The sequence below is a fragment of the Enterobacter sp. EC_50 genome (assembly GCF_019584525.1).
In the GTDB taxonomy this organism is placed as follows: Bacteria; Pseudomonadota; Gammaproteobacteria; order Enterobacterales; family Enterobacteriaceae; genus Enterobacter; species Enterobacter roggenkampii.
On sequence record NZ_VDAF01000007.1, the window covers coordinates 128,250 to 154,018 of the forward strand.

The following is a 25,769-nucleotide window of genomic DNA, read 5'->3' on the forward strand; positions in this document are numbered from 1 at the left end:
TTATTAGCAACTAGCAAACGGGCCGCCTGAAGGCAGCCCGTTTTGTTATTTATTCTGCTTCATCTAACCAGACTAACAGAATCGCCTCCAGAATTTTTTCATTGGATGCGTTTGGATCGTCGTCGAAATCCTCTAAATCGCAGATCCACTGATGCATATCGGTGAATCGTACGGTCTTCGGATCGAGATCCGGGTTCGCGTCGTAGAGCGCTTCGCCGATTTCACGGCTGTCTGTCCACTTCAGTCCCATATTAATGCTCGCGTGCGTGGTTGATGGTGTAGCGTGGGAACTCCACGACCAGATCTTCATCGGTCACCGCTGCCTGGCAGCTTAAGCGGCTGTCTGGCTCCAGACCCCATGCTTTATCCAGCATGTCGTCTTCGTCTTCGGTGCTCTCGGCAAGAGAGTCAAAACCTTCACGCACGATGCAGTGGCAGGTGGTGCAGGCACAGGATTTTTCACAGGCGTGTTCCACTTCGATACCTGCACGCAGGGCAACATCGAGAATGGTTTCACCGGTCTTCGCTTCCAGAACAGCGCCATCCGGACAGAGGTCCGCATGAGGCAAAATTACAATCTTTGGCATATTAAACCTCGTCCACGGACTGGCCTTTCAGCGCGACGCGGACAGATTTGTCCATGCGGCGAGCAGCGAAGTCCTGGGTTTGTTTATCAACGTTTTTAATGGCTTCTTCTATTGCGTCAGCGTCATCGCCTACTGCGACAGCGCTTAAGCGCGCGGCAGCGTCGTCAATCACCTGGCGCTCAGCGGCGCTTAACAGCGCGGCATCGGCAGCGAGCGCGCCGTTCAGGCTCTCCAGCACGCGGGCGGCTTCAACTTTTTGTTCAGCCAGCATACGCGCCTTCACATCCTGCTCGGCGTAGCTCATTGAGTCCTGAATCATGGAGGCGATTTCGCCATCGGTCAGGCCGTAGGACGGCTTAACCTGAATAGACGACTCGACACCGGTCGATTTTTCCATCGCCGTGACGCTCAGCAGGCCGTCGGCATCCACCTGGAAGGTGACGCGAATATGCGCCCCGCCCGCCGGCAGCGCCGGGATTCCGCGCAGCGCAAAGCGCGCCAGAGAACGGCAGTCCTGCACCAGCTCGCGTTCGCCCTGCATCACGTGGATGGACATCGCGGTCTGGCCGTCTTTAAAGGTGGTGAACTCCTGCGCGCGCGCCACCGGAATGGTGGTGTTACGCGGGATCACTTTCTCCACCAGGCCGCCCATGGTTTCTAAACCCAGCGACAGCGGGATGACGTCCAGCAGCAGCATTTCGCTGTCCGGCTTGTTGCCAACCAGAATATCGGCCTGAATCGCGGCGCCGACGGCAACCACTTTGTCCGGGTCGATGGAGGTCAGCGGCGTGCGGCCAAAGAATTCGCCCACGCGCTCGCGCACCAGCGGCACGCGGGTCGAACCGCCCACCATGACCACTTCCAGCACCTCGTTCGCCTCAACGCCGGCATCTTTCAATGCGCGACGGCAGGCCAGTAAGGTGCGTTTCACCAGCGGGGCAATCAGATCGCTGAACTGGTCGCGGGTGATGTCACCCTGCCAGCCCGCAACATTGACGGTAACCGTCTGCGCATCGCTCAGGGCGATTTTGGCGTCGATGGCCGCATCCAGCAGTTCACGCTGTACGCGCGCATCGCTGCGATCGCTGATGCCCGCCTGCTCGCGGATGTAGTCCGCCAGCAGATGGTCGAAGTCATCGCCGCCCAGCGCGGAATCCCCGCCGGTCGCCAGCACTTCAAATACCCCGCGGCTCAGGCGCAGGATAGAGATATCAAATGTCCCGCCGCCGAGATCGTAAACCGCGATCACCCCTTCCTGACCGGAATCGAGGCCGTAGGCAATCGCCGCCGCCGTCGGTTCGTTCAGCAGACGCAGAACGTGCAGGCCCGCCAGACGCGCGGCGTCTTTGGTGCCCTGACGCTGTGCATCATCAAAGTAAGCAGGAACGGTGATCACCACGCCGTCCAGATCGCCGCCGAGCGTGGCCGTAGCACGCTCCGCCAGCGCTTTGAGAATGTCAGCAGAAACACGAATCGGGTTCAGCAGACCGGCCGCGGTCGCAATCATCGGCAGGCCGTTTTCACTGGCCTGCAGCTGATACGGCAGATGCGGGTAGCGGGTCTGAATATCGGCCAGCGAGCGGCCCATCATGCGCTTGACGGAGCTGATGGTATTCGCCGGATCGCGCGCGGCGTTAGCGCGGGCGTCATAGCCGACCGCGTGACCCTGCTGCTGGTAGTGGACCACGGAAGGCAGCAGATGACGGCCCTGCTCGTCAGCCAGCGTTTCCGCCTGGCCGCTGCGCACGGTCGCCACGAGGGAATTGGTGGTGCCCAGATCGATACCCACCGCCAGACGACGCTGGTGCGGTGCGGCACTTAAGCCAGGCTCACTAATTTGTAATAAGGCCATAATTGCTTCCGAAATTAAAAATCGAGCAGCTTTTCTTCGAGTTGTTCAGCACTGCTTCGCAGTTTATCGAGAAAACGGAGTTTGCGCACAGTGTCTGCCGCCACGTCCCAGGTCTCGTTGTTCAGTTGCTCCACCATCTGCTGATGGCGGGTATCGAACATGCCCTTCACGCGCGTGATGAAGCTTTCCAGACGCGCTTCGTCTTTGGCCTGTTCAATCTCATCCAGCTCTTCGCGCAGCTCCAGCTGCTCCATCAGAAACGCCGTGTCGCGCACGGTGTGCTGTTCGCTCGCCAGATCAAAACCGTGGAGCGAGAGCAGATACTCAGCGCGCGCCAGCGGATGGCGCAACGTCTGCCAGGCCTGGTTGATGGTCGCGGATTGCGACACCGCAGCCAGCTGCTCTGCCTGAGTACCGCTCGCGAATTTGTCCGGATGGTACTGACGCTGCAGATCCTGAAAACGGATCGTCAGCGCCTGGAGATCGATCGGGTATTGAGCGGGTAGTCCGAAGAGAGTGAAGTAATCCATAACAATCTCAGGGGTAGCCTGTTAGAACAAACCCCACGCGTAGCGGGTAACGCCACGGTGGGGTTTCGGATGACGCGCGGTTAAACGTGGAAGCTTTCGCCGCAACCACACTCGTCTTTGACGTTCGGGTTCGTAAATTTGAACCCTTCGTTCAGGCCTTCTTTGACGAAGTCCAGCTGAGTGCCGTTGAGGAATTGCAGGCTTTTGCCATCGACCACCACCTTCACGCCCTTGTCTTCAAACACGATGTCGTCAGACGCCGGCTCGTCAACAAACTCCAGTACGTAAGCCATACCAGAACAGCCGGAGGTACGTACGCCCAGTCGCAGGCCAAAGCCTTTACCACGGTTCGCCAGAAAAGAGCTTACTCGCGCGGCAGCGCTGTCGCTAAGGGTAATCGACATACTCAAACCTCAATTATTTTGCTTCACGTTTGCTTTTGTAATCCGCAATGGCGGCTTTGATCGCGTCTTCTGCCAGAATTGAGCAGTGAATTTTCACCGGTGGCAGTTCGAGTTCTTCAGCAATATCCGTGTTCTTGATTGCCTGTGCTTCGTCCAGAGACTTGCCCTTCACCCATTCGGTGACGAGGGAGCTGGACGCGATAGCAGAACCGCAGCCGTAGGTCTTGAAGCGCGCGTCTTCAATGATACCTTCATTGTTGACTTTAATCTGCAACTTCATCACGTCGCCACACGCTGGCGCACCGACCATGCCGCTACCAACAGATTCGTCGCTGTTGTCAAAAGAGCCAACGTTGCGCGGGTTTTCGTAATGATCGATGACTTTTTCGCTGTATGCCATGATTGAATTCTCCTTATGTACCGATTAGTGATGTGACCATTCAATGCTGTTCAGATCCACGCCCTGCTTGAACATTTCCCACAGTGGAGAAAGGTCGCGCAGACGGCCAATGGAGTTGCGAACCAGCTTGATGGTGTAGTCAATCTCTTCTTCGGTAGTGAAACGACCTAAAGAGAAACGGATAGAGCTGTGTGCCAGCTCGTCAGTCATACCCAGCGCGCGCAGCACGTAGGATGGCTCAAGGCTTGCAGACGTACAGGCAGAACCGGAAGAAACCGCCAGGTCTTTCAGCGCCATGATCAACGACTCGCCTTCAACATAGTTGAAGCTGACGTTGAGGATGTTCGGTGCGCCCTGCTCGAGATCGCCGTTCAGATACACTTCTTCCATATCTTTCACGCCGTCCCACAGACGGTTACGCAGCGTGCGCAGGCGTGCCATCTCGGTTTCCATCTCTTCTTTTGCAATGCGGTAGGCTTCGCCCATGCCCACGATCTGGTGAACAGGCAGCGTACCGGAACGCATGCCGCGCTCGTGACCACCGCCGTGCATCTGTGCTTCGATGCGGATACGCGGTTTACGACGAACGTACAGCGCGCCGATGCCTTTCGGGCCATAGATTTTGTGGCCGGAGAAGGACATCAGGTCAACTTTCAACTGGCTCAGGTCGATAGGCAGTTTGCCCACGCTCTGGGTCGCGTCCACGTGGTAGATGATACCGCGCGCGCGGCACATTTCGCCGATGGTCGCGATGTCTTGTACCACGCCGATTTCGTTGTTGACGTGCATGATGGAGACCAGAATGGTGTCATCACGCATGGCCGCTTCGAGCTCTTTCAGATCGATAATGCCGTTGCTCTGTGGCGCCAGATAGGTGACTTCGTACCCTTCACGCTCCAGCTGGCGGCAGGTGTCCAGCACGGCTTTGTGTTCGGTTTTGCTGGTGATAATGTGCTTGCCTTTTTTCTGATAAAAGTTGGCTGCACCTTTGATCGCCAGGTTGTCGGATTCGGTCGCACCGGAGGTGAAAACAATCTCACGCGGGTCGGCACCCACCAGGTCAGCAATCTGATTACGGGCGATATCAACCGCCTCTTCAGCATGCCAGCCAAAACGGTGTGAACGGGAAGCTGGGTTACCAAAGTTTCCGTCCAGGGTCAGACACTGCATCATTTTCTCGGCAACACGCGGGTCCACCGGCGTGGTTGCGGAGTAATCGAGATAAATCGGTAATTTCATTGCTCTTTAAACTCCGTACATCGCTTCAATGCAAGGAATCAGGCAACCGGCTGGATGTACGACCGAGTACACGGGGCGAGTCTACGCCCCGGCCTGATTCTGAAATACTTATCGTTTTATTACGCGCGTAATTTGACGTCGATAGCGTCCTGCGCGCGGGTGCTGCGTTGGGAATCATGGCTGTGCTGACGGCCCGAAACATCCAGAACTTCCTGGTTATTCACCAGCTCACCGAGGGTGATGTTGTTCAGGAAGCCGGTCAGACGGTCGCTCAGATCGCGCCACAGCGCGTGGGTCAGGCATTTATCGCCGCCCTGGCAGCCGCCTTTACCCTGGCAACGGGTCGCGTCAACGGATTCGTCAACGGCGCTGATCACTTCGCCAACTGCAATACTGCCCGCGTCTTTACCCAGCAGATAACCGCCGCCTGGGCCACGAACGCTGGAAACCAGTCCATTTTTACGCAGTCTGGAGAACAGCTGTTCCAGATAAGAGAGGGAGATCCCCTGTCGTTCAGAAATATCAGCCAACGGAACCGGGCCCGCTTCGGAGTTGAGCGCAACGTCCAGCATCGCGGTCACGGCATAACGCCCTTTAGATGTCAGTCTCATGTCTTACTTAACCTCAAACTCGCCCCTGCCCGGGGTTTTTTATTGTAAAATGGGGTATTGCATAGCAGGGCCAAGTCTGACATTCCTGACTAAAATGGTCAACTATTTACTTGACTGTTTTAGTCAGGTATTTAACCTTCTGTGCCGTTTTTTGTCGGGTGGCGCTTCGCTTACCCGACCTGCGGTTTTGTAGGCCGGATAAGCGAAGCGCCACCCGGCGAACAGACGACACTACTCTTTATTTTTCTGCTCAATCGACGCCAGGATCCCGCGCAGGATGTTCAGCTCCTGGCTTTCCGGACGCGCGCGGGTGAACAGACGGCGCAGCTTGTTCATCACCTGACCCGGGTGGCCTTCGCGGATAAAGCCGGTCGAGAGCAGCGTCTGCTCCAGGTGACCGTAGAAACGCTCAAGGTCGTCCACCAGCGGGTAAGCCGTCTCTTCTTTAGGCTCAACCTCTTTTTCCTGCGTTGCCAGCCACGCCATACGCACTTCATAGGCGATAACCTGCACCGCCATCGCCAGGTTCAGCGAGCTGTACTCCGGGTTTGCCGCAATTGCCACGTGATAATGACACTTCTGCAGCTCGTCGTTGGTCAGGCCAACGCGCTCGCGGCCGAACACCAGCGCAACCGGTGCTTGTTCAGCCTCAGAGACACTTTTCAGGCCGCATTCACGCGGATCGAGCATTGGCCACGGCAGCGTGCGCGAACGCGCGCTGGTACCGACAACGAGGCTGCAGCCGGCCAGCGCTTCGTCAAGGGTATCGACGATCTGGGCGTTGCCGATCACGTCGCTGGCTCCGGCCGCCAGGGCGATGGCCTGCGAGTCTGGCTTCACCAGCGGGTTAACCAGCCACAGGTTCGTTAAGCCCATGGTTTTCATAGCGCGGGCAACGGAGCCCATGTTGCCGGTGTGCGATGTTTCGACCAGCACGATTCGAATGTTTTGCAGCATAATTTTTAATGTCTGGATTCAGTGTCTGAAGAATATTCGGGCATATTATCATAAACGGGAGACATAATCCGATCCCGCTGCTATACTCTGCGCCGATTTTCCTGTTCTTTAACATCCAGTGAGAGAGACCGATGCATCCGATGCTGACCATCGCCGTGCGCGCAGCGCGCAAGGCGGGTAATGTAATTGCCAAACACTACGAAACGCCAGACTCCGTAGAAACCAGCCAGAAAGGCAGCAATGATTTCGTGACGAACGTCGATAAAGCCGCAGAAGCGATTATTATCGAAACGATCCGCAAATCTTACCCACAGCACACCATCATCACCGAAGAAAGCGGTGAACATGAAGGTACCGATCAGGATGTTCAATGGGTTATCGATCCACTGGATGGCACCACCAACTTCGTCAAACGCCTGCCACACTTCTCTGTGTCTATCGCCGTACGCATTAAAGGCCGTACTGAAGTCGCCGTTGTGTACGATCCAATGCGTAACGAACTGTTCACCGCGACCCGCGGTCAGGGCGCACAGCTGAACGGCTACCGTCTGCGCTGCAGCAACGCACGCGATCTGGACGGCACCATCCTGGCGACCGGTTTCCCGTTCAAGGCGAAACAGCACGCGACCACCTATATGAATATCCTCGGCAAACTGTTCACCGAATGCGCGGACTTCCGTCGCACCGGTTCTGCTGCGCTGGATCTGGCCTACGTTGCCACCGGCCGCGTTGACGGTTACTTCGAACTCTCACTGAAGCCATGGGATTTTGCAGCGGGCGAGCTGATCGCGCGTGAAGCAGGCGCCATTGTGTGTGACTTCACCGGCGGCCATAACTATATGTCTACAGGCAACATTGTTGCGGGTAACCCACGCGTTGTTAAAGCCATGCTGGCCAACATGCGTGATGAACTGAGCGATGCGCTGAAGCGTTAATCCAGTTTGTTAAGCCCGGTGGCGCTACGCTTACCGGGCCTACAAAATCCCTCAGTACGCTAGAAAGGCCGCAATCCCCTTCCCACCGGCACCGCGCTCATCCACATCGTCACCGCCGCCACCAGCAGAATCACTCCCCCCGCCAGCGCAAGCGTTGTCCACCCTATCTGTCGCCACAGCACCGGCGTTTTACTGCCGCTGAGTTTGACCGCCAGCTGACGGAAGCTGTGAACCAGCAGCGCTAAAGACGAAATGGTGAGAGAGGTTCCTGCCGCCATCGCCAGCGCCGAGAGCATTCCCCAGCCAAAGACACCTATTATCTTACTGAACAGCAGCACCATAATGGCACCCGAGCACGGGCGCATCCCCATCGAGAGAATAATCATCAGCCGGGCGCGCCAGTCGTCGCCGTTCTGTAATTGTTCCTGCGTGGGCAGATGCTGATGACCGCAGCCGCAGTGTTCATCATGAACGTGGTGCGGCGTAAAGGATTTGAACGTGGGCTTTTTCAGCAGCGCGCGGAGTTTTTTCAGCGCCCGCCAGCAGAGGATCAGCCCCAGCACGCCCACCAGCGCATAGCTGCCCTTCTCCAGCCAGAAGCTGCTCATGTGCAGCTGGCGCGCCGGAAGCTGTAATAGCGAAAGCACAACAACAACCAGCGAAATCGCCACGCCGCCCTGAAGCAGCGAAGAGGCCAGCGTCAGGCCGATGCTCGATTTCAGCTTAGACGGATGGGTGGCAAGCCAGGTGGTGATGACGATTTTGCCGTGCCCCGGCCCCAGCGCGTGCAGAACGCCATAGACAAAACTGAACGCCAGCAGCGAGCCGCCCGCTTTGGCCGGGTTCTCGGCCACCGCCTTCAGCAGTCCGCTCATCTGCTGGTTGACCTCACGCTGCCAGATAATGCTTTTCATCATCACCTGCGGCCAGGCCTGCCACAGCCACAGCGCCCCGCAAACCGCGAACAGCAAAAAGAGCGCCAGCGGCCAGAGGTGTAGCCAGCGGCGAGACTTCCGAACTGGAGAGGAGATCACTGACATTGTAACGTCACCTCCTGCGCGAACTGTTTACCCAGCTCCATGTCCTCAGGCGGGGCATCTGCTTTATCCAGCGAGATCGCAAAGTTCAGCGTCTCTTCGCTGGGTTTCGGGGTGTGCACGCCAATTTTGCAGCTTTTTTGCAGCGCGTCCGGCAGCCGTACGTCGCTGTCTTTGTCATAGCGCATGTCGACATAGTAGGTAGGGTCAAAAGTGGAAAAGCGGTACGTTTGCCCCGCCAGCGGCTGAGGATGCGCCAGCGGAAGCACGAACGTCAGCACCGCCTGATGCCCGTCACGCGTCATCCCGTATTCCGTTGGACGGTTCTGAAATTTGACCTTTTGTCCGTTATGCCAGAATTCGGTGAAGTAGTGCTGGCCGAGCACGTTGGCCATTACTTCCGCCGCCAGTTTTTTCCAGATGTCGTCGCTGGGCTTCGCGTTTCCCGCATCATAGAGCAGGTCAGCCGAGGTGATTTCATCCATCGTCCAGCGCATTTTCAGGCCGCTCAGCTGCGTGCCGTCGGTGACCAGCTCGGTCTGGAGGCCAATAAAACTGTGAGGGTGGGCGCTGGCGGTGAAGGTGATAACCGCCAAAAATAACGCCATCGCACTTTGTTTAACTGTTTGCATCAATTCCTCACGTCAAAAATTCTGTGATGTTCCCCTGCAATCCTGAGTGAAAGGCCTGCCGGCGCGCTTTTCAGCGCTCATCCTTTAGCTATTCTTATCAAACATTCACACTGGATACCCGACAGATGATGACGACGCTTGAAATTCCATCTGTGCTTTCCAGTTCGCAGCGCCGCTGCCAGGTGCTTTTGATGCTTTACCTGCCCGATGCTGCCGTCACCGCACAGAGCATAATCGCTGCCAACGGCGTGGACGACGCGATGGCACGGCAAGATATAGCCGAGACGCGCGATGAAATCCAGCGCTATCACCGGCTGGATATCGTCACGCACCACGACGGCTGCTACCGGATTGAAGGCACAGCCCTGAATCAGCGTTTATGCCTGCTGCACTGGCTGCGCCGGGCGCTGCGGCTTTGTCCGCAGTTTGTCTCGCACCAGTTTACCCCCGCATTAAAAACCGCGCTTAAACAACTCGGCATCGCGCGCCCGCTTTACGACGATGCGAACCTGCGGGCGCTGATCGGCTTCTGCTCACGCAAGCTGCAGCGCCAGTTTGAATGCCGCGATGTGCAGTTTTTACAGCTCTATCTGCAATATTGTCTTATTCAGCACCAGCTCGGGAATACGCCGCAGTTTTCGCATGCCCAGCGCAGCTGGACCCAGTCGCGGGGAGAGTATTTTACGGCGCAGGAGATTGTCCGCCACTGGAAGCGGCGCGTGCCGCAGGGCGCGCATGTGGATGAACAGCTGTTTCTGGCGCTGCTGTTTATGATGCTCCGCACGCCCGATCCGGTTCTTGATAAGCACCAGCAGGATCAGCGTCTACGCCGGGCCATCGTGCGCATGGTGGCCCGTTTTCGCTCGCAGACCGGAATGAACTTCAGCGATGAGCAGGGGCTGACCGATCAGCTGTATATCCATCTGGCTCAGGCGCTGGACCGTTCGCTGTTTGAGATCGGCATCGACAACAGCCTGCCGGAGGAGATCCATCGCCTTTATCCCCGGCTGTTACGTACCACGAAAGAGGCGCTGTTTGAGCTGGAGGCGGAATTCGGGCTGCGTTTTTCCGACGAAGAGATGAGTCTGGTGGCGGTAATTTTCGGTGCCTGGCTGATGCAGGAGACCGATCTGCATGAAAAACAGGTGATCCTGCTGACGGGAGACGATAAAGCCAGTGAGGAACAGATCGAACAACAGCTTCGCGAGCTGACGCTGCTGCCGCTCAACATTCGCTACCTGACGCTGCAGGCCTTTCAGAAAGAGGGGGCGCCGCGCGAAGCCGCGCTGGTAATCACCCCCTACCCGACGGCCCTGCCGCTGTTCTCGCCGCCGCTGATCCATGCCGTTGAGACACTGAACGCGCAGCAGCAAGAACATATTCGCGCCATGCTGGAATCATAGCGACGCGCGGGCGGCCACTTTAGGTCGAACAACAATGGCGGGCAAGGCGACGAGCGCCATCACCCAGAAGACGCCGTGCCCCAGGTGCTGGTAAAGGAACCCCGCAAACACCGTCATGATCGCGATACTGCCCCCCATTGCCACTGCCGAATAGACGGCCTGCAGGCGAATCACGTCCCCGCCCTCGCGCGCTGCGATATAGCGCATGGCCGCCAGATGGCACACGGTAAAGGTGCCGCAGTGAAGAATTTGCGCCACAATTAGCCACGGCAGATCGGTCGTCCAGCCCATAATCCCCCAGCGCGCCACGCCGCACACGGCGGAAAGCAGCAGCAGGTCACGCGCGCCAAAGCGACGGAACAGTTTTTTGCTCAGGGCAAAGATAATGACTTCGGCCACCACGCCCAGCGACCACAGATAGCCCACGGCGGAAGCGGAATATCCTGCCCCCTGCCAGTAGATGGCGCTGAAACCGTAGTACGCCGCATGTGCCCCCTGAAGGAGGCACACGCACGCCAGAAAACGCCAGCTCTGTGCGACCAGGCTCTGCCATGCGGGCCAGCCCGCGCTCTCCTGATGGCGACTTTCCCCCTGCGGCATCACCGACGGTCGCAGAAGCATGCCCAGCAGCATCGAGGCAATACCGATACTCAGCAGGGCAAGAATGGCGCGGTAATCGTAGAGGCTGACCAGTTTCCCCACCAGCGCCGAGCCAATCACAAAGGCGATAGAACCCCACAGGCGCACGCGACCGTAGTCCATGGTGATCTGCTTTTGCCAGGTGTTCGCCAGGGCATCCGTCAGCGGCACCAGCGGTGAGAAGAACAGGTTAAAGCCAACCATCACCACCATCAGCCAGGCAAACTGATGGCTGACCCAGAAGCAGGCCACAAAGACCAGGGTCAGCAGAGCCAGAATGCGTACGGCCTTGATCAGTAAGGAGGGATCGCTGACGCGCGGGGCGATCAGCAGGCTGCCGAGGAAACGTGCCACCAGCCCGGCCCCCAGCAGGACACCGATGGTCTCAGGCGTCAGGCCGATACCCTTAAGCCAGACGCTCCAGAAAGGCAGAAAAATGCCGTAGCTAAAGAAATAGGTGAAATAACTGAGCGCCAGCCAGCGCGTGGAATGCAAGACCATGAATCCCTCCCGAAATCGAGGCCATAGTCTGGCGAGAATATAAAAATTAAGCAAGTAGATAGCCTGCTATAAATTAACGAAAAATTAACATCTTGTGCAGTCGTCTGGCTTATGGCAGGGAATGAAAATGTGTATTACGTTTAAATTACTCCACTTGCAGAGGTATTTCTGCCATGAACTCACTACGTTATCTCGATTTTGGTCAGTCGCGTCATCTGCTGCTGCTCATTGGCCGCATCGCGCTTGTCGTGCTGTTTATTATCTTTGGTTACCCGAAACTGACGGGGTTTAGCGGTACCGTACAGTATATGACCTCGCTGGGTACGCCGATGCCCATGCTGGCGGCCATTATTGCGGTGGTGATGGAAGTGCCTGCTGCGATCCTGATCGTACTGGGCTTTTTCACCCGCCCTCTCGCGGTACTGTTTGTGTTCTACACCCTCGGAACGGCGGTGATTGGGCATCACTACTGGGATATGACCGGTGATGCAGTCGTACCGAATATGATTAATTTCTACAAGAACGTCAGTATTGCTGGCGCCTTTATTTTGCTGGCGATTGTCGGACCTGGCGCCATCTCCCTGGACCGGCGTTAAGCCATAAAAAAAGGCCGCATGCGCGGCCTTTTTTATTTCTGCAAAGCAGAGGAATTATGCGTATACCGGGAAGCGTGCGCAGATATCCAGAACTTTACCTTTGACGCGCTCGATAACCGCTTCGTCATTGATGTTGTCCAGAACGTCACACATCCAGCCAGCCAGCTCTTTCACTTCCGCTTCTTTGAAGCCGCGGCGAGTCACGGCCGGAGAACCGATACGGATACCGGAGGTCACGAACGGGCTCTTCGGATCGTTTGGCACGCTGTTTTTGTTCACGGTGATGTTGGCGCGGCCCAGGGCAGCGTCAGCTTCTTTACCGGTCAGGTTCTTATCAACCAGATCCAGCAGGAACAGGTGGTTTTCAGTCCCGCCGGATACCACTTTGTAGCCACGGTTCAGGAACACTTCCACCATCGCTTTGGCGTTCTTAGCAACCTGCTGCTGGTAAACCTTGAACTCTGGCTCCATCGCTTCTTTCAGCGCGACCGCTTTTGCCGCGATAACGTGCATCAGCGGGCCGCCCTGCGCGCTTGGGAACACCGCGGAGTTCAGTTTTTTGTACAGCTCTTCGTCACCGCCTTTCGCCAGGATCAGGCCACCGCGTGGACCCGCCAGGGTTTTGTGGGTGGTGGTGGTCACAACGTGAGCGTGTGGAACCGGGTTTGGGTAAACGCCTGCGGCAATCAGACCGGCAACGTGCGCCATGTCGACGAACAGATAAGCGCCGATGCTGTCTGCGATTTCACGCATTTTTGCCCAGTCAACGATACCGGAATAAGCAGAGAAACCACCGATGATCATCTTCGGCTTGTGCTCTTTGGCCTGCTTAGCCATGTCTTCGTAGTCAATTTTGCCGGACTCATCAATACCGTAAGGGATGATGTTGTACAGTTTGCCGGAGAAGTTAACCGGGGAGCCGTGAGTCAGGTGGCCGCCCTGCGCCAGGTTCATACCCAGAACGGTATCGCCCGGCTGCAGCAGCGCGGTGTAGACCGCGAAGTTAGCCTGGGAGCCAGAGTGCGGCTGGACGTTTGCATAGTCAGCGCCAAAAAGTTCTTTCGCACGATCGATAGCCAGTTGCTCAACGATATCAACGTACTCGCAACCGCCGTAATAGCGTTTGCCCGGGTAACCTTCAGCGTATTTGTTGGTCAGCTGAGACCCCTGCGCCTGCATCACGCGCGGGCTGGTGTAGTTTTCGGAGGCGATCAGTTCGATGTGCTCTTCCTGACGTACTTTTTCCTGCTCCATAGCCTGCCACAGTTCGGCATCATAATCGGCAATGTTCATTTCACGCTTTAACATCCGCATCTCCTGACTCAGCTAACAAGTAAATTTTGGCCTGAAAAGGCAGTCCTGTTGGACGACGGGCAACAGTATAACTGATTAGTTCTGTGATAACAGGTCTTGACAAACGATTTTACGCAAACGTTTTCCTACCCGCCACGCAAGGGTTTGAGGAATAAAGCGCTCGCCCTTTCCAGCGGATTTCTTTTCAGGTTTGTGATGCATATTTTTCATCTTGCAAAGAACCATTTACAACGCAGGGGTATTTTTTATAAGATGCATTTAAAATACATCATTTAAATAACATCAGAAGGACGCGCTCATGCTCGACGCTCAAACCATCGCTACCGTAAAAGCCACTATTCCCCTGCTGGTGGAAACCGGCCCTAAACTCACCGCCCATTTCTACGATCGCATGTTCACGCACAACCCGGAGCTCAAAGAGATTTTCAACATGAGCAACCAGCGTAACGGCGATCAGCGTGAAGCGCTGTTCAACGCCATCGCGGCTTACGCCAGCAATATTGAAAACCTGGCTGCGCTGCTGCCCGCGGTGGAAAAAATCGCGCAGAAACATACCAGCTTCCAGATCCAACCCGAGCAGTACAACATCGTCGGTACTCACCTGCTGGCGACGCTGGACGAAATGTTCAGCCCAGGGCAGGAGGTGCTGGACGCGTGGGGTAAAGCCTACGGGGTGCTGGCAAACGTGTTTATCAACCGTGAAGCACAGATTTACAGCGAAAACGCCAGCAAGAACGGCGGCTGGGAAGGCACCCGCGCGTTCCGCATCGTTGAGAAAACCCCGCGCAGCGCGTTAATCACCAGCTTCGAGTTTGAGCCGGTGGACGGTCAACCGGTGGCCGATTACCAGCCAGGGCAGTATCTGGGGGTGTGGCTGAAGCCTGAAGGTTTCCCGCATCAGGAGATCCGTCAGTATTCTCTTACCCGCAAGCCAAACGGTAAAGGCTACCGCATTGCGGTGAAGCGTGAGGACGGCGGTCAGGTTTCCAGCTGGCTGCATAACGAAGCGAACGTAGGCGACGTGGTCCATCTGGCCGCGCCGGCGGGCGACTTCTTCATGGCCGTTGAAGCGAATACCCCGGTGACGCTGATCTCTGCGGGTGTCGGCCAGACGCCGATGCTGGCGATGCTTGATACGCTGGCAAAATCACACCACGGTGCACAGGTTAACTGGTTTCATGCCGCCGAAAACGGCGACGTGCACGCCTTTGCGGATGAGGTGAAAACGCTCGGAGCCTCCCTGCCGCGTTTCACCGCGCATACCTGGTATCGTCTGCCGACGGAAGCGGATCGCGCTGCCGCGCAATTTGACAGCGAAGGGTTGATGGATTTACGCCAGCATGAAGGTGCGTTCAGCGCACCGGAGATGCAGTTCTACGTCTGTGGACCGGTGGCGTTTATGCAGTATGCCGCGAAGCAGCTGGTTGAGCTGGGCGTGAACAAAGACAACATTCATTACGAATGTTTCGGGCCGCATAAGGTGCTGTAATGCAAAAAGCCCCTCGTTTGAGGGGCTTTTTTCCGTCGGGTGGCGGCTGCGCCTTACCCGGCCTGGAAAATGCTTAAATCGCGGCGTCGTCTTCTTCGCCGGTACGGATACGGATAACGCGCGCCACGTCAAAGACGAAGATTTTACCATCGCCAATCTTGCCGGTCTGCGCCGTGCGGATAATGGTATCCACACAGGTATCGACGATATCGTCGCTGACCACGATTTCAATTTTCACTTTCGGCAGAAAGTCCACCATGTACTCTGCGCCACGGTAAAGCTCGGTGTGACCTTTCTGACGACCAAAACCTTTCACTTCCGTCACGGTCATCCCGGTGATGCCGACTTCCGCCAGCGCTTCACGCACATCATCCAGTTTGAAAGGTTTAATAATCGCATCAATCTTTTTCATGGTGGGTCCTTAAACTCTTGCCTGTAAGCTGCTTCGTAATCGGTTGCTCACAGTACCATACGGCATTACTCTTTAAAATCGTTTGCTTCCAGCTCATGGCGTGAGAGCAGTTTATAAAACTCGGTGCGGTTGCGCCCGGCCATCCGCGCCGCGTGGGTCACGTTGCCTTTGGTGATCTGCAATAGCTTGCGCAGATAGTTCAGCTCGAACTGGTTACGCGCTTCGGCAAACGTCGGCAAGGCCGTGTTTTCCCCTTCCAGCGCCTGCTCCACCAGCGCGTCGCTGATGACCGGTGAGGAGGTCAGCGCCACGCACTGCTCAATCACGTTGACCAGCTGACGGACGTTACCCGGCCAGCTTGCGGCCATCAGCCGCTTCATCGCATCGGTGGAAAACGCGCGCACGAACGGTTTATGGCGATCGGCCGCCTGGCGCAAAAGATGGTTCGCCAGCAGCGGGATGTCTTCCGCACGTTCGGCCAGCGCCGGGATCTTCAGGTTGACCACGTTCAGGCGGTAGTAGAGATCTTCGCGGAACTCGTTGCGGGCCATCACTTTTGGCAGATCGCGGTGGGTAGCGGAGATAATTCGCACGTTAATATCGATATCGCGGTTGCTGCCCAGCGGGCGCACTTTGCGCTCCTGCAGCACGCGCAGCAGCTTGACCTGCAGCGGCGCGGGCATATCGCCAATTTCGTCCAGGAACAGCGTGCCGCCTTCCGCCGCCTGGAACAACCCTTCACGGCTGCTTACCGCACCGGTGAATGCGCCGCGGGCATGACCAAACAGTTCGGATTCAAGCAGCTGCTCCGGGAGCGCGCCACAGTTAATCGCAATAAAGGCGTTCTTGCTGCGCGGGCTGGCGTTATGAATTGCCTGCGCGAGGATCTCTTTCCCGGTTCCGCTCTGGCCGTTGATAAGCACGCTGACGTCCGACTGCGCCACCATCCTCGCCTGTTCCAGCAGACGCAGCATCACGGGGCTGCGCGTGACGATAGATTCCCGCCAGGCTTCATCCCCCGCCGGAGCGGCATGTTCCAGCGCGCTGTCGATAGCCTTATACAGTGCGTCTTTGTCCACCGGCTTGGTCAGGAAGCTGAACACCCCCTGCTGCGTCGCGGCAACCGCATCCGGGATCGACCCGTGCGCGGTCAGGATAATCACGGGCATACCCGGCTGCTGCTTCTGGATCTCCGCGAACAGCTGCAGGCCGTCCATTTCATCCATCCGCAGGTCGCTTATCACCAGATCGATTTTTTCGCGGCTGAGAATTTTCAGCCCCTCCAGCCCGCTTTCCGCGGTCACGACGCTATAGCCTTCACTCACCAGACGCATCCCCAGCAGCTTTAACAGCCCGGGATCGTCATCCACCAGTAAGAGATGGGCTGGTTTACGGCTCGTCATGCTTCACATCCTCTTGTTTCGGCGTATCGCTGTCCGGCGCAGCGGATGAACTCCCCGGCTGATATTTACGCGACGAGAGCTGTCTTTCGATATCGGTCAGGTTCTCCAGCTTGCGCGTCGTGGTATCCAGCTGGGTACGTAAATGTTGCTGCTGTTGACGCAGCGTATCCAGCTCGCTGTCGGTTGACTGTTGCAGCTTGCTGTAGCGGGAGCGCTCTTCAGAAAGCTGAAGCTGTAGCGTCTGCCCCTCGCGCCAGAGCTGGTATACCGGGCGAATTTGTACCGGAAGATTGACGACAAAGGTGTCCAGCCGGGTCACGTTGGCGCGGCGTTCGACGGGGGTAATTTTCGCATCTGCGAGTAAAATCCCACGCTTGAAGGCGTCCTGCCAGGTGTCATCATCCAGCATCGCCGCTTTCGCGCGGGCGTCGACCGGCGCCAGACGCTGTGCGCAATCTATCCCGCGCAGCCAGAACAGCGGGTTAGTTTCGACGTCATGGCCTGAGAGGTTCCAGATGTCGTCACAGCGGGTTGAGAGGAAATCAGCCAGCTGGTTATCGGGCCATTTATCTTCTTGTTTATCGCTAATCGCACTTTGCGGCACATGGGAAACACACCCTGCCAGAAATACACAGGGCAGGCTCAGGCGAAGCGTGCTGCGGGAAAACACCGCGCGTACGGCGCGGGAAAAGACGTGTGACATACTCACCAGACATAGATTCATTTTATTGATTTTTCCGGCTCAGGGGCAGTTCAATACGGAAGCAAACATCCGAGCGTTCGTCCGTGGCGATGTTAAGCTCACCCTGCATGCGTCGTATGCAGTCCCGGGCGATGCTTAAGCCCAGACCACTGCCTTTCACCGCACCTTTCCGCTGATGACTCCCCTGGAAAAAGGGCTCGAAGATCATGGTTTTTTCGTCATCGGGGATCGGGGTGCCGGTGTTAGCGACGTCTATAAACACCCGGGAACCCTTCGTATAGCTTCGGATATAAATGTTACCGGATTCAGTACCATAGTGCACCGCATTGGAATAAAGATTATCCAGCACGCTCATTAACAGCATGGGTTCAGCGAGACAGGTCGGCGCATTCAGCTCTACACCGGTATGCATCATTTTAGCTCTTGCTGGCAGGCTATGGGCGGAGATCACCATATCCACCAGCGGTTCAATGTCGACGTTTTCCAGTACGACCGCTCCGTCAGCCAGCTTGCGGTTGTAATCCAGCAGCTGCTCAATCAGCTTCTGCAGATTGCGGCTGCTGTTATCCAGGATCTCGACAATTTCTTTCTGTTCGGGCGTAAGCGGCCCAGCCACTTCGTCCGCCAGCAGCTCCGTCCCTTCGCGCATGCTGGCAAGCGGCGTTTTAAGCTCATGGGAGATATGGCGCAGGAACTGATGACGCTGTGATTCAAGCCACGCCAGGCGCTCGGACAGCCAGATGATACGCTGACCGACGGAACGCAATTCGCGGGGACCTTTAAAAGCGACCGTATCCCCGAGCGATTTCCCCTCCCCCAGGCGGTTGATCATCCGCTGGATACCCTTCACCGGGCCGATGATCATGCGGGTAAAGAGCAGCACCAGCCCGAGGCTCACGAGGAACAGCACCAGCGCCTGCCAGCCGAAGAACTGGCCGCGCTCGGCAATCTCCTGCTGAAGCTGCTGGCCACGAGAGAAAATTACCGTGCGGGTTGACTGCACCATCTCGGTATTGGCGTTGGCGAAGGCTTCCAGGCGCGCGGCGGCGGCGGCATCGGGTCCACTGTTGTGGCACTGCAGCTGCGCAAGATCGTTCAGATCCTGACGTAACGCCTGATACAGCTTGTCGTCAGGCAATACGCCGGCGTGGGCATCCAGCATTTCGCTGTAGCGCTTGCGCTGACTCTGGTACACCTTTTCCAGCGTGCGATCGTCAAGCACGCAGTACTGACGATAGCTACGCTCCATCTCAAGCGCGGCGTTGGTCATGGCTTCACTGCGTCTTGCGTCAATAAGCGTCGTGCGGTTCGTCAGTGCCGCCTGGGCACTCAACGCGTTCAGGCTTTGCCAGGCCTGCCAGGCAAGGATCAGCAACGGCAGCAGGATCAGCAGAAAGGCCATCATGACGAGCTGTCGCAGGGAACGGGGAAAAACGGGCCAGCGTTTCAACGCATTACTCTCTTAATGGGGATATACGCAGAGCGTAACTGAGTCTGCCCTTTAGATACAACAAAGCCGGGTAAAAACCCGGCTTTGTCATGGAATGAGGCGGTGCCTAACTCGACGTTTCGCCCTGGCCTGATAAAGCATCGCTATGATCAGTAGTTGGACGGCAGGCACCTTTTTGTGCGTCATTCGAAGTTTATGTAGCGCGTCCCGAAGGGGCTGACATAAGAAGGTGAATGAGCCACTGGTTAATATTATGCAACACACGTGCCAGAACGCAAAACAAAACTTTAACACATTGAAATATATAATTTTTACTCGTTTAACCGGTTAATTATCGGTTGAATGATTTTCAGGCTAAGTGTCGCTATTAAGCAACACCTTAACGGGAACCTTTTCTGCCACATATAAATCAATAGGTTAAATGTCTCCTTTTGGAGACACTCAAACCAGAGGGTTGTCGCGATTTTGCGACAGAGACAAAAAAGCCCGGTGGCGCTCGCGCCTACCGGGCCTACAGTCAGGATGCTGAAACTTAACCCAGCTGCTTACGGGCGTTGCGGAAGATGCGCATCCACGGGCTGTCCTCGCCCCAGTTTTCCGGGTGCCAGGAGTTGCTCACGGTGCGGAACACGCGTTCCGGGTGCGGCATCATGATGGTAGCACGACCGCTTTCGCTGGTCACCGCCGTAATACCGTTGACGGAACCGTTCGGGTTAGCCGGATAGGTTTCTGTGACCTTGCCGAAGTTATCGACAAAGCGCAGCGCAACCAGGCCTTTGCTCTCCAGCTGAGCCAGATGCGCCGCATCGCGCACTTCCACCTGACCTTCACCGTGTGAAACGGCGATTGGCATCTGTGAACCGACCATACCCTGCAGCAGCAGAGACGGGCTCTGAGTCACTTCCACCAGGCTGAAGCGCGCCTCAAAGCGGTCTGACTGGTTACGCACAAAGCGCGGCCAGGCTTCGCTGCCCGGGATCAGCTCGCGCAGGTTAGACATCATCTGGCAGCCGTTACACACGCCCAGCGCCAGCGTCTGCGGACGGTGGAAGAAGGTTTCGAATTCGTCGCGCACGCGGCTGTTGAACAGAATGGACTTCGCCCAGCCTTCGCCCGCGCCCAGCACGTCGCCGTAGGAAAAGCCGCCGCACGCCACCAGCGCCTGGAAATCTTCCAGACCGGTACTGCCTGCCAGCAGGTCGCTCATGTGGACGTCGATAGCGTCAAAGCCCGCGCGGTGGAAGGCAGCCGCCATCTCAACGTGGGAGTTAACGCCCTGCTCGCGCAGCACGGCCACTTTCGGACGCGCACCGGTCGCAATGTACGGCGCGGCAATGTCTTCGTTTATGTCGAAGCAGAGCTTCACGTTCAGGCCAGGATCCTGGTCATTGGCCTTCGCGTTGTGCTCCTGATCGGCACATTCCGGGTTATCACGCAGGCGCTGCATCTGCCAGGTGGTTTCCGCCCACCACATGCGCAGCGTGGTGCGGCTTTCGCTGAACACGGCGTAACCGTCAGCTTCAATGACGAAGCGGTCGCCCTGAACGGCTTTACCCAGATAGTGTACGCAGTCAGCCAGGCCATGCTGCGCCAGAATCGCTTCAACCGCATCGCGATCCGCCGCACGCACCTGAATCACGGCGCCCAGCTCTTCGTTGAACAGCGCCGCCAGACGGTCTTCGCCAAGCGTCGCAATGTTCGCTTCCACGCCACAGTGGCCGGTGAAGGCCATCTCTGCCAGGGTCACCAGCAGGCCGCCGTCGGAACGGTCGTGGTAGGCCAGCAGCTTACGCTGCGCCACCAGCGCCTGAATCGCGTCGTAGAAGCCTTTCAGCTGGGCCACGTCACGCACGTCGGCTGGCTTGTCGCCGAGCTGGCGGAAAACCTGCGCCAGCGCGGTAGCGCCCAGCGCGTTGTGACCTTTACCCAGGTCAATCAGCAGCAGGGCGTTGTCTTCGGTCGCAAGCTGCGGCGTAACGGTGTGACGCACGTCTTCCACGCGGGCAAACGCGGTGATGACCAGCGACAGCGGAGAGGTCATCTCGCGCTGCTCGCTGCCTTCCTGCCAGCGGGTTTTCATCGACATGGAGTCTTTGCCCACCGGAATGGTCAGGCCGAGGGCAGGACACAGCTCCTCACCCACCGCCTTCACGGCTTCATACAGGCCCGCGTCTTCGCCTGGGTGACCGGCAGCGGCCATCCAGTTTGCGGAGAGCTTAATACGTTTGATATCGCCAATCTGCGTCGCGGCGATGTTGGTCAGCGCTTCACCGACGGCCAGACGGGCAGAGGCCGCGAAGTCCAGCAGCGCGACCGGGGTGCGTTCACCCAGCGCCATCGCTTCGCCGTAGTAGCTGTCGAGGCTCGCGGTGGTCACGGCGCAGTTCGCCACCGGGATCTGCCACGGGCCGACCATCTGGTCACGGGATACCATACCGGTCACGGTACGGTCGCCGATGGTCACCAGGAAGGTTTTCTCCGCCACAGCTGGCAGGTGCAGCACGCGATTAACGGCTTCAGCTACGGTAATGCCCTGGCGATCCAGCGCTTTGCCCGCCGCTTTACGGGTCTGCACGTCGCGGGTCATCTTCGGCGTTTTACCGAGCAGGACGTCGAGCGGCAGATCGATCGGCTGGTTGTCGAAATGGGTGTCGCTCAGAGTCAGGTGCTGCTCTTCGGTCGCTTCACCGATGACGGCATACGGCGCGCGCTCGCGGCGGCACAGCTCGTCAAACAGCGGCAGCTGATCCGCCGCAACGGCCAGCACGTAGCGCTCCTGGGATTCGTTACACCAGATCTCCAGTGGGCTCATGCCAGGCTCATCGCTCAGGATGTCGCGCAGGTTGAAACGGCCACCGCGGCCGCCGTCGCTCACCAGTTCCGGCATGGCGTTGGACAGACCACCCGCGCCCACGTCGTGGATAAAGAGGATCGGGTTAGCATCGCCCAGCTGCCAGCAGCGGTCGATCACTTCCTGGCAGCGACGCTCCATCTCCGGGTTGTCACGCTGCACGGACGCGAAGTCGAGATCCGCATCAGACTGGCCTGAGGCCATCGAAGAGGCCGCACCGCCGCCCAGACCGATGTTCATCGCCGGGCCGCCGAGCACGATCAGCTTCGCGCCGACGACGATCTCGCCTTTCTGCACGTGATCGGCACGGATGTTGCCGATCCCGCCCGCCAGCATGATCGGTTTGTGGTAGCCGCGCAGCTCTTCGCCGTTGTGGCTGTCCACTTTCTCTTCATAGGTACGGAAGTAACCGTTCAGCGCCGGACGACCAAATTCGTTGTTAAACGCCGCGCCGCCCAGCGGGCCTTCGGTCATGATATCCAGCGCGGTCACAATGCGCTCTGGCTTGCCGAAATCTTCTTCCCACGGCTGTTCAAAGCCCGGGATACGCAGGTTGGAGACGGAGAAACCGACCAGACCCGCTTTTGGTTTTGCACCACGACCGGTCGCCCCTTCGTCACGGATTTCACCGCCGGAGCCGGTCGCCGCACCCGGCCACGGGGAGATCGCCGTCGGGTGGTTGTGGGTTTCAACCTTCATCAGGATATGCGCGGGCTCCTGATGGAAGTCATAGCGCCCTGCTTCGCGATCGGCGAAGAAGCGGCCCACCTCAGAACCTTCCATCACCGCGGCGTTGTCTTTATAGGCAGACAGCACGTGGTCAGGGGTTTGCTCCATGGTATTTTTGATCATTTTGAACAGCGACTTTGGCTGCTGTTCGCCGTCAATAATCCAGTCGGCATTGAAAATCTTGTGGCGGCAGTGCTCCGAGTTCGCCTGCGCGAACATGTAGAGTTCAATGTCGTTCGGGTTGCGGTTGAGCTTAACGAACGCATCCTGCAGGTAGTCGATCTCGTCTTCTGCCAGCGCCAGGCCGAGACGCAGGTTGGCGTCAATCAGCGCCTGACGGCCCTGCCCCAGCAGGTCCACGCTCTGTACCGGCGCAGGCTGATGGTGGGAGAAAAGCTTCTGCGCGTCATCAAGAGAGGCAAATACGCTCTCCATCATGCGGTCGTGCAGTTCAGCCGCAACCGCCTGCCACTGCGCGTCGCTCAGGGTAGAGGCTTCCACGTAGTACGCTACGCCGCGCTCCAGACGGTTAATCTGGCTCAGGCCACAGTTGTGGGCGATGTCGGTGGCTTTGGAAGACCAGGGGGAGATGGTGCCCGGACGCGGCGTCGCAAGGATCAGTTTGCCGGTTGGCGTATGGCTGCTGAGGCTTGGGCCATACTTGAGCAGGCGTTCCAGCTGTACGCGCTCCTCTGCATTCAGGGGGGCATTCAGGTCAGCAAAATGGACATACTCAGCGTAAATATTGCTTACCGGAAGGTCGGCAGCCTGAAAACGTGCCAGCAGTTTGGTAATACGGAAGGCAGACAGTGCAGGCGAACCACGCAGAATTTCCATCATAAGTCTCTCGTCTTCGAAGCGCCGGGGCGCTTACAGTGTGCGCAAGGGGGGAAAACGGGCGTCATTATAGAGAATCCTGAGCGCCGACGAAACCGTTTGCGTCGAAATAAAATTGACGAAGAGATTTAACAATAGATGTGACCTGTCTCTCTAATTGGTTGCCAAGTGGCGCAAGTTTACGCAAAATGCCGCTCATTCAATGGCAAACCTTATTGTTAACATGGCTACAGCAGACTGAGGCAACCGGCGTCGCAGAGAATTAACTAATTGAAAAAATTAAAGATTAATTATCTGCTCATCGGCATTGTAACGTTGCTGCTGGCAGTGGCCCTCTGGCCTTCCATCCCCTGGATCGGCAAAGCCGAAAACCGTATCGCCGCCATTCAGGAGCGGGGGGAATTGCGCGTCAGTACCCTTAACTCTCCGCTGATTTACAGCGACATCAACGGCAAAATCATTGGTCTGGATTATGAACTGGCACAACAGTTCGCCGATTATCTTGGCGTGAAGCTAAAAATCACCGTCCGCCAGAATATCAACCAGCTGTTTGACGACCTCGATAACGACGATGCCGATATGCTGGCCGCCGGGCTGGTGTATAACAGCGAGCGCAGCAAAAACTATCAGCCGGGCCCGACCTACTACTCCGTTTCGCAGCAGCTGGTTTATCGCGTCGGGAGCCTGCGCCCGCGCTCGCTGGCGTCGATTAACGATCGGCAGCTGACGATTGCCCCCGGCCACGTGGTGATTGACGATCTGCGCGAGCTCAAGGAGAAGAAATATCCCGACCTGAGCTGGACGGTGGATGCGAAACTCGGCACGACGGAGCTGCTGGAGCAGGTAAAAGATCAGAAAGTCCCTTACACCATCGCCGATTCGGTCGCGATCAGCCTGTTCCAGCGCGTGCATCCTGAAATCGCCGTGGCGCTGGACGTCACCGACGAGCAGCCAGTGACCTGGTTTACTCAGCTCGACGACGATCAGACCCTCTCTGCCGCGATGCTCGATTTCTTCAATACCATGAATGAAGACGGTACGCTGGCGCGCCTGGAGGAGAAGTACCTCGGGCATGGTGATGACTTTGACTACGTTGATACCCGCAGCTTCCTGCGTGCGGTAGACAGCGTCCTGCCGGACCTGCAGCCGCTGTTCGAAAAATACGCCCAGGAAATTGACTGGAAACTGCTGGCGGCTATTTCTTATCAGGAATCCCACTGGGATACCCAGGCCACGTCTCCGACTGGCGTACGTGGTTTGATGATGTTAACCAAAAATACCGCGCTGAGCCTGGGCGTCAATGACCGTACCGATGCGGAGCAGAGCATCAGCGGCGGCGCGCGCTACCTGCAGGATATGATGGCCAAAGTCCCGGAAACGGTGCCGGAAGAGGAGCGGATCTGGTTCGCGCTGGCGGCCTACAATATGGGCTATGCGCATATGCTGGATGCGCGAGCGCTGACGGCCAAAACGAAAGGCAACCCGGACAGCTGGTCAGACGTAAAGCAGCGCCTGCCGCTGCTTAGCCAGAAGCCATGGTATAACAAGCTGACGTACGGCTACGCGCGCGGGCATGAAGCCTACGCCTACGTGGAAAATATCCGTAAATATCAGATCAGCCTGGTCGGTTATCTGCTGGAGAAAGAGAAAGAGGCGACAGAGGCCAAACGGCTGGCCCAAAGCTACCCTGTCGTGGCGCCGGACGAGCTTAACCGTCCGTCGGCTTCAATTCTGCCTTTTGCTGCTTTTTCTGCTGACGGCGCATTCGAAAGAAATCGCTTAATAGCCCCGAACACTCTGGTGCAAGCACCCCGCCGATAGTCTTCACCTGGTGGTTCATCCCCGGGTGACCCAGCACGTCCATCAGCGAACCGGCCGCACCGGTTTTTTCATCTCGCGCACCGAAGACCAGAGTTCCGATCCGGCTGTGTACCATCGCCCCGGAGCACATCACGCACGGCTCCAGCGTCACATACAGCGTGGTATCAAGCAGGCGATAGTTTTGCAGCACCAGACCGCCCTGACGAAGCGCCATGATTTCGGCGTGCGCCGTCGGATCGTGGCGGCCAATGGGACGGTTCCACCCTTCACCAATCACCTGGTTATTATGGACCAGCACGGCGCCCACGGGCACTTCGCCCTCGTCCCAGGCACGCTGAGCGAGCGTTAGCGCGTGGCGCATCCAGTATTCATGTGAGAATTCAGGGTTGGACAACGGTTGATACTCCAGTCGAAAAGCGGGCGGCATTATACACACC

The 25,769-nt window shown here is 57.4% G+C and carries 24 protein-coding genes; 5 read left to right on the forward strand and 19 right to left on the reverse strand.

Annotated elements, in window-relative coordinates; translation table 11 throughout:
- Positions 1–49: 49 nt before the first annotated feature.
- The 9 genes from iscX to trmJ all read right to left on the reverse strand — a co-directional run bounded on the left by iscX (position 50) and on the right by trmJ (position 6,580).
- Positions 50–250 carry a Fe-S cluster assembly protein IscX gene (iscX, locus tag FHC48_RS08110; protein WP_003860650.1) on the reverse strand — a complete coding sequence of 67 codons (201 nt, stop codon included), beginning with the start codon at positions 248–250 and terminating at the stop codon, positions 50–52.
- 1 nt (position 251) lies between these two features.
- On the reverse strand, positions 252–587 hold the full coding sequence (fdx, locus tag FHC48_RS08115) for an ISC system 2Fe-2S type ferredoxin (protein ID WP_003860652.1): 336 nt from the start codon (positions 585–587) through the stop codon (positions 252–254).
- A gap of 1 nt (position 588) precedes the next feature.
- The gene (gene hscA / locus FHC48_RS08120; protein WP_059363869.1) at positions 589–2,439 is read right to left on the reverse strand and encodes a Fe-S protein assembly chaperone HscA; all 1,851 of its coding nucleotides are present in this window, start codon (positions 2,437–2,439) and stop codon (positions 589–591) included.
- A 14-nt stretch (positions 2,440–2,453) separates the two neighbouring features.
- Positions 2,454–2,969, reverse strand: a complete 516-nt coding sequence (gene hscB, locus FHC48_RS08125; protein ID WP_008502155.1) for a co-chaperone HscB — start codon at positions 2,967–2,969, stop codon at positions 2,454–2,456.
- A gap of 80 nt (positions 2,970–3,049) precedes the next feature.
- Positions 3,050–3,373 carry an iron-sulfur cluster assembly protein IscA gene (gene iscA, locus FHC48_RS08130; protein WP_008502156.1) on the reverse strand — a complete coding sequence of 108 codons (324 nt, stop codon included), beginning with the start codon at positions 3,371–3,373 and terminating at the stop codon, positions 3,050–3,052.
- A 13-nt stretch (positions 3,374–3,386) separates the two neighbouring features.
- On the reverse strand, positions 3,387–3,773 hold the full coding sequence (gene iscU / locus FHC48_RS08135) for a Fe-S cluster assembly scaffold IscU (RefSeq protein ID WP_003860661.1): 387 nt from the start codon (positions 3,771–3,773) through the stop codon (positions 3,387–3,389).
- 24 nt (positions 3,774–3,797) lie between these two features.
- Positions 3,798–5,012, reverse strand: a complete 1,215-nt coding sequence (gene iscS, locus FHC48_RS08140) for a cysteine desulfurase (protein WP_008502157.1) — start codon at positions 5,010–5,012, stop codon at positions 3,798–3,800.
- A 119-nt stretch (positions 5,013–5,131) separates the two neighbouring features.
- On the reverse strand, positions 5,132–5,623 hold the full coding sequence (gene iscR, locus FHC48_RS08145) for a Fe-S cluster assembly transcriptional regulator IscR (RefSeq protein WP_008502158.1): 492 nt from the start codon (positions 5,621–5,623) through the stop codon (positions 5,132–5,134).
- 231 nt (positions 5,624–5,854) lie between these two features.
- Positions 5,855–6,580 carry a tRNA (cytosine(32)/uridine(32)-2'-O)-methyltransferase TrmJ gene (trmJ, locus tag FHC48_RS08150; RefSeq protein WP_008502159.1) on the reverse strand — a complete coding sequence of 242 codons (726 nt, stop codon included), beginning with the start codon at positions 6,578–6,580 and terminating at the stop codon, positions 5,855–5,857.
- A gap of 131 nt (positions 6,581–6,711) precedes the next feature.
- Between trmJ and suhB the strand changes: the two genes are divergently transcribed.
- Complete coding sequence (gene suhB, locus FHC48_RS08155) at positions 6,712–7,515, forward strand: inositol-1-monophosphatase (RefSeq protein WP_003860668.1); 804 nt, start codon at positions 6,712–6,714, stop codon at positions 7,513–7,515.
- 59 nt (positions 7,516–7,574) lie between these two features.
- On the opposite strand, the gene FHC48_RS08160 is transcribed toward suhB, so the two are convergent.
- On the reverse strand, positions 7,575–8,555 hold the full coding sequence (locus FHC48_RS08160; RefSeq protein ID WP_059363867.1) for a nickel/cobalt transporter: 981 nt from the start codon (positions 8,553–8,555) through the stop codon (positions 7,575–7,577).
- Positions 8,546–9,184 (reverse strand): DUF1007 family protein, encoded by a 639-nt coding sequence (locus FHC48_RS08165; RefSeq protein WP_059363865.1) that lies wholly within the window; start codon positions 9,182–9,184, stop codon positions 8,546–8,548. The genes FHC48_RS08160 and FHC48_RS08165 overlap by 10 nt, the downstream gene beginning before the upstream one ends.
- A 125-nt stretch (positions 9,185–9,309) precedes the next feature.
- On the opposite strand from FHC48_RS08165, the gene csiE reads away from it, so the two are divergent.
- Positions 9,310–10,587: a stationary phase inducible protein CsiE gene (csiE, locus tag FHC48_RS08170; protein WP_008502162.1), complete on the forward strand. Its 1,278-nt coding sequence runs from the start codon at positions 9,310–9,312 to the stop codon at positions 10,585–10,587.
- Here csiE and FHC48_RS08175 read toward each other — a convergent pair.
- Positions 10,582–11,727: a 3-phenylpropionate MFS transporter gene (locus tag FHC48_RS08175; protein ID WP_039266861.1), complete on the reverse strand. Its 1,146-nt coding sequence runs from the start codon at positions 11,725–11,727 to the stop codon at positions 10,582–10,584. The genes csiE and FHC48_RS08175 overlap by 6 nt on opposite strands.
- A gap of 173 nt (positions 11,728–11,900) precedes the next feature.
- Here FHC48_RS08175 and FHC48_RS08180 point away from each other — a divergent pair, with 173 nt between their 5' ends.
- Positions 11,901–12,323: a DoxX family protein gene (locus FHC48_RS08180; protein ID WP_008502164.1), complete on the forward strand. Its 423-nt coding sequence runs from the start codon at positions 11,901–11,903 to the stop codon at positions 12,321–12,323.
- Positions 12,324–12,377: 54 nt separating this feature from the next.
- Here FHC48_RS08180 and glyA read toward each other — a convergent pair whose 3' ends face one another.
- The gene (gene glyA, locus FHC48_RS08185) at positions 12,378–13,631 is read right to left on the reverse strand and encodes a serine hydroxymethyltransferase (protein ID WP_008502165.1); all 1,254 of its coding nucleotides are present in this window, start codon (positions 13,629–13,631) and stop codon (positions 12,378–12,380) included.
- Between the two features lie 304 nt (positions 13,632–13,935).
- On the opposite strand from glyA, the gene hmpA reads away from it, so the two are divergent.
- Positions 13,936–15,126, forward strand: a complete 1,191-nt coding sequence (gene hmpA, locus FHC48_RS08190) for an NO-inducible flavohemoprotein (RefSeq protein ID WP_059363862.1) — start codon at positions 13,936–13,938, stop codon at positions 15,124–15,126.
- Positions 15,127–15,199: 73 nt separating this feature from the next.
- On the opposite strand, the gene glnB is transcribed toward hmpA, so the two are convergent.
- The 5 genes from glnB to purL form a co-directional block, all read right to left on the reverse strand.
- Entirely contained in the window at positions 15,200–15,538 is a 339-nt protein-coding gene (gene glnB, locus FHC48_RS08195) for a nitrogen regulatory protein P-II (RefSeq protein WP_003860685.1), read from the reverse strand.
- 65 nt (positions 15,539–15,603) lie between these two features.
- Positions 15,604–16,941, reverse strand: a complete 1,338-nt coding sequence (glrR, locus tag FHC48_RS08200; protein WP_021241871.1) for a two-component system response regulator GlrR — start codon at positions 16,939–16,941, stop codon at positions 15,604–15,606.
- The gene (qseG, locus tag FHC48_RS08205; protein ID WP_055321217.1) at positions 16,928–17,665 is read right to left on the reverse strand and encodes a two-component system QseEF-associated lipoprotein QseG; all 738 of its coding nucleotides are present in this window, start codon (positions 17,663–17,665) and stop codon (positions 16,928–16,930) included. The genes glrR and qseG overlap by 14 nt, the downstream gene beginning before the upstream one ends.
- A 1-nt stretch (position 17,666) precedes the next feature.
- Positions 17,667–19,094, reverse strand: coding sequence for a two component system sensor histidine kinase QseE/GlrK (gene qseE, locus FHC48_RS08210; protein WP_021241873.1), 1,428 nt, complete (start codon positions 19,092–19,094; stop codon positions 17,667–17,669).
- 532 nt (positions 19,095–19,626) lie between these two features.
- Positions 19,627–23,514, reverse strand: a complete 3,888-nt coding sequence (gene purL / locus FHC48_RS08215) for a phosphoribosylformylglycinamidine synthase (RefSeq protein WP_059363860.1) — start codon at positions 23,512–23,514, stop codon at positions 19,627–19,629.
- Positions 23,515–23,781: 267 nt separating this feature from the next.
- Here purL and mltF point away from each other — a divergent pair, with 267 nt between their 5' ends.
- The gene (gene mltF, locus FHC48_RS08220; protein WP_021241875.1) at positions 23,782–25,332 is read left to right on the forward strand and encodes a membrane-bound lytic murein transglycosylase MltF; all 1,551 of its coding nucleotides are present in this window, start codon (positions 23,782–23,784) and stop codon (positions 25,330–25,332) included.
- On the opposite strand, the gene tadA is transcribed toward mltF, so the two are convergent.
- The gene (gene tadA / locus FHC48_RS08225) at positions 25,220–25,759 is read right to left on the reverse strand and encodes a tRNA adenosine(34) deaminase TadA (protein WP_008502172.1); all 540 of its coding nucleotides are present in this window, start codon (positions 25,757–25,759) and stop codon (positions 25,220–25,222) included. The genes mltF and tadA overlap by 113 nt on opposite strands.
- Positions 25,760–25,769 lie beyond the last annotated feature (10 nt).

What these genes read in the sequence shown, in the direction of transcription:
- hscB (WP_008502155.1), bottom strand. Translation starts at nt 2,969, where the DNA reads ATGGATTACTTCACTCTCTTCGGACTACCCGCTCAATACCCGATCGAT.
- glrR (WP_021241871.1), bottom strand. Translation starts at nt 16,941, where the DNA reads ATGACGAGCCGTAAACCAGCCCATCTCTTACTGGTGGATGACGATCCC.
- iscU (WP_003860661.1), bottom strand. Translation starts at nt 3,773, where the DNA reads ATGGCATACAGCGAAAAAGTCATCGATCATTACGAAAACCCGCGCAAC.
- purL (WP_059363860.1), bottom strand. Translation starts at nt 23,514, where the DNA reads ATGATGGAAATTCTGCGTGGTTCGCCTGCACTGTCTGCCTTCCGTATT.
- tadA (WP_008502172.1), bottom strand. Translation starts at nt 25,759, where the DNA reads ATGCCGCCCGCTTTTCGACTGGAGTATCAACCGTTGTCCAACCCTGAA.
- trmJ (WP_008502159.1), bottom strand. Translation starts at nt 6,580, where the DNA reads ATGCTGCAAAACATTCGAATCGTGCTGGTCGAAACATCGCACACCGGC.
- FHC48_RS08175 (WP_039266861.1), bottom strand. Translation starts at nt 11,727, where the DNA reads ATGGTCTTGCATTCCACGCGCTGGCTGGCGCTCAGTTATTTCACCTAT.
- glnB (WP_003860685.1), bottom strand. Translation starts at nt 15,538, where the DNA reads ATGAAAAAGATTGATGCGATTATTAAACCTTTCAAACTGGATGATGTG.
- FHC48_RS08165 (WP_059363865.1), bottom strand. Translation starts at nt 9,184, where the DNA reads ATGCAAACAGTTAAACAAAGTGCGATGGCGTTATTTTTGGCGGTTATC.
- FHC48_RS08160 (WP_059363867.1), bottom strand. Translation starts at nt 8,555, where the DNA reads ATGTCAGTGATCTCCTCTCCAGTTCGGAAGTCTCGCCGCTGGCTACAC.
- qseG (WP_055321217.1), bottom strand. Translation starts at nt 17,665, where the DNA reads ATGAATCTATGTCTGGTGAGTATGTCACACGTCTTTTCCCGCGCCGTA.
- glyA (WP_008502165.1), bottom strand. Translation starts at nt 13,631, where the DNA reads ATGTTAAAGCGTGAAATGAACATTGCCGATTATGATGCCGAACTGTGG.
- FHC48_RS08180 (WP_008502164.1), top strand. Translation starts at nt 11,901, where the DNA reads ATGAACTCACTACGTTATCTCGATTTTGGTCAGTCGCGTCATCTGCTG.
- iscR (WP_008502158.1), bottom strand. Translation starts at nt 5,623, where the DNA reads ATGAGACTGACATCTAAAGGGCGTTATGCCGTGACCGCGATGCTGGAC.
- fdx (WP_003860652.1), bottom strand. Translation starts at nt 587, where the DNA reads ATGCCAAAGATTGTAATTTTGCCTCATGCGGACCTCTGTCCGGATGGC.
- iscX (WP_003860650.1), bottom strand. Translation starts at nt 250, where the DNA reads ATGGGACTGAAGTGGACAGACAGCCGTGAAATCGGCGAAGCGCTCTAC.
- hmpA (WP_059363862.1), top strand. Translation starts at nt 13,936, where the DNA reads ATGCTCGACGCTCAAACCATCGCTACCGTAAAAGCCACTATTCCCCTG.
- iscA (WP_008502156.1), bottom strand. Translation starts at nt 3,373, where the DNA reads ATGTCGATTACCCTTAGCGACAGCGCTGCCGCGCGAGTAAGCTCTTTT.
- suhB (WP_003860668.1), top strand. Translation starts at nt 6,712, where the DNA reads ATGCATCCGATGCTGACCATCGCCGTGCGCGCAGCGCGCAAGGCGGGT.
- hscA (WP_059363869.1), bottom strand. Translation starts at nt 2,439, where the DNA reads ATGGCCTTATTACAAATTAGTGAGCCTGGCTTAAGTGCCGCACCGCAC.
- csiE (WP_008502162.1), top strand. Translation starts at nt 9,310, where the DNA reads ATGATGACGACGCTTGAAATTCCATCTGTGCTTTCCAGTTCGCAGCGC.
- iscS (WP_008502157.1), bottom strand. Translation starts at nt 5,012, where the DNA reads ATGAAATTACCGATTTATCTCGATTACTCCGCAACCACGCCGGTGGAC.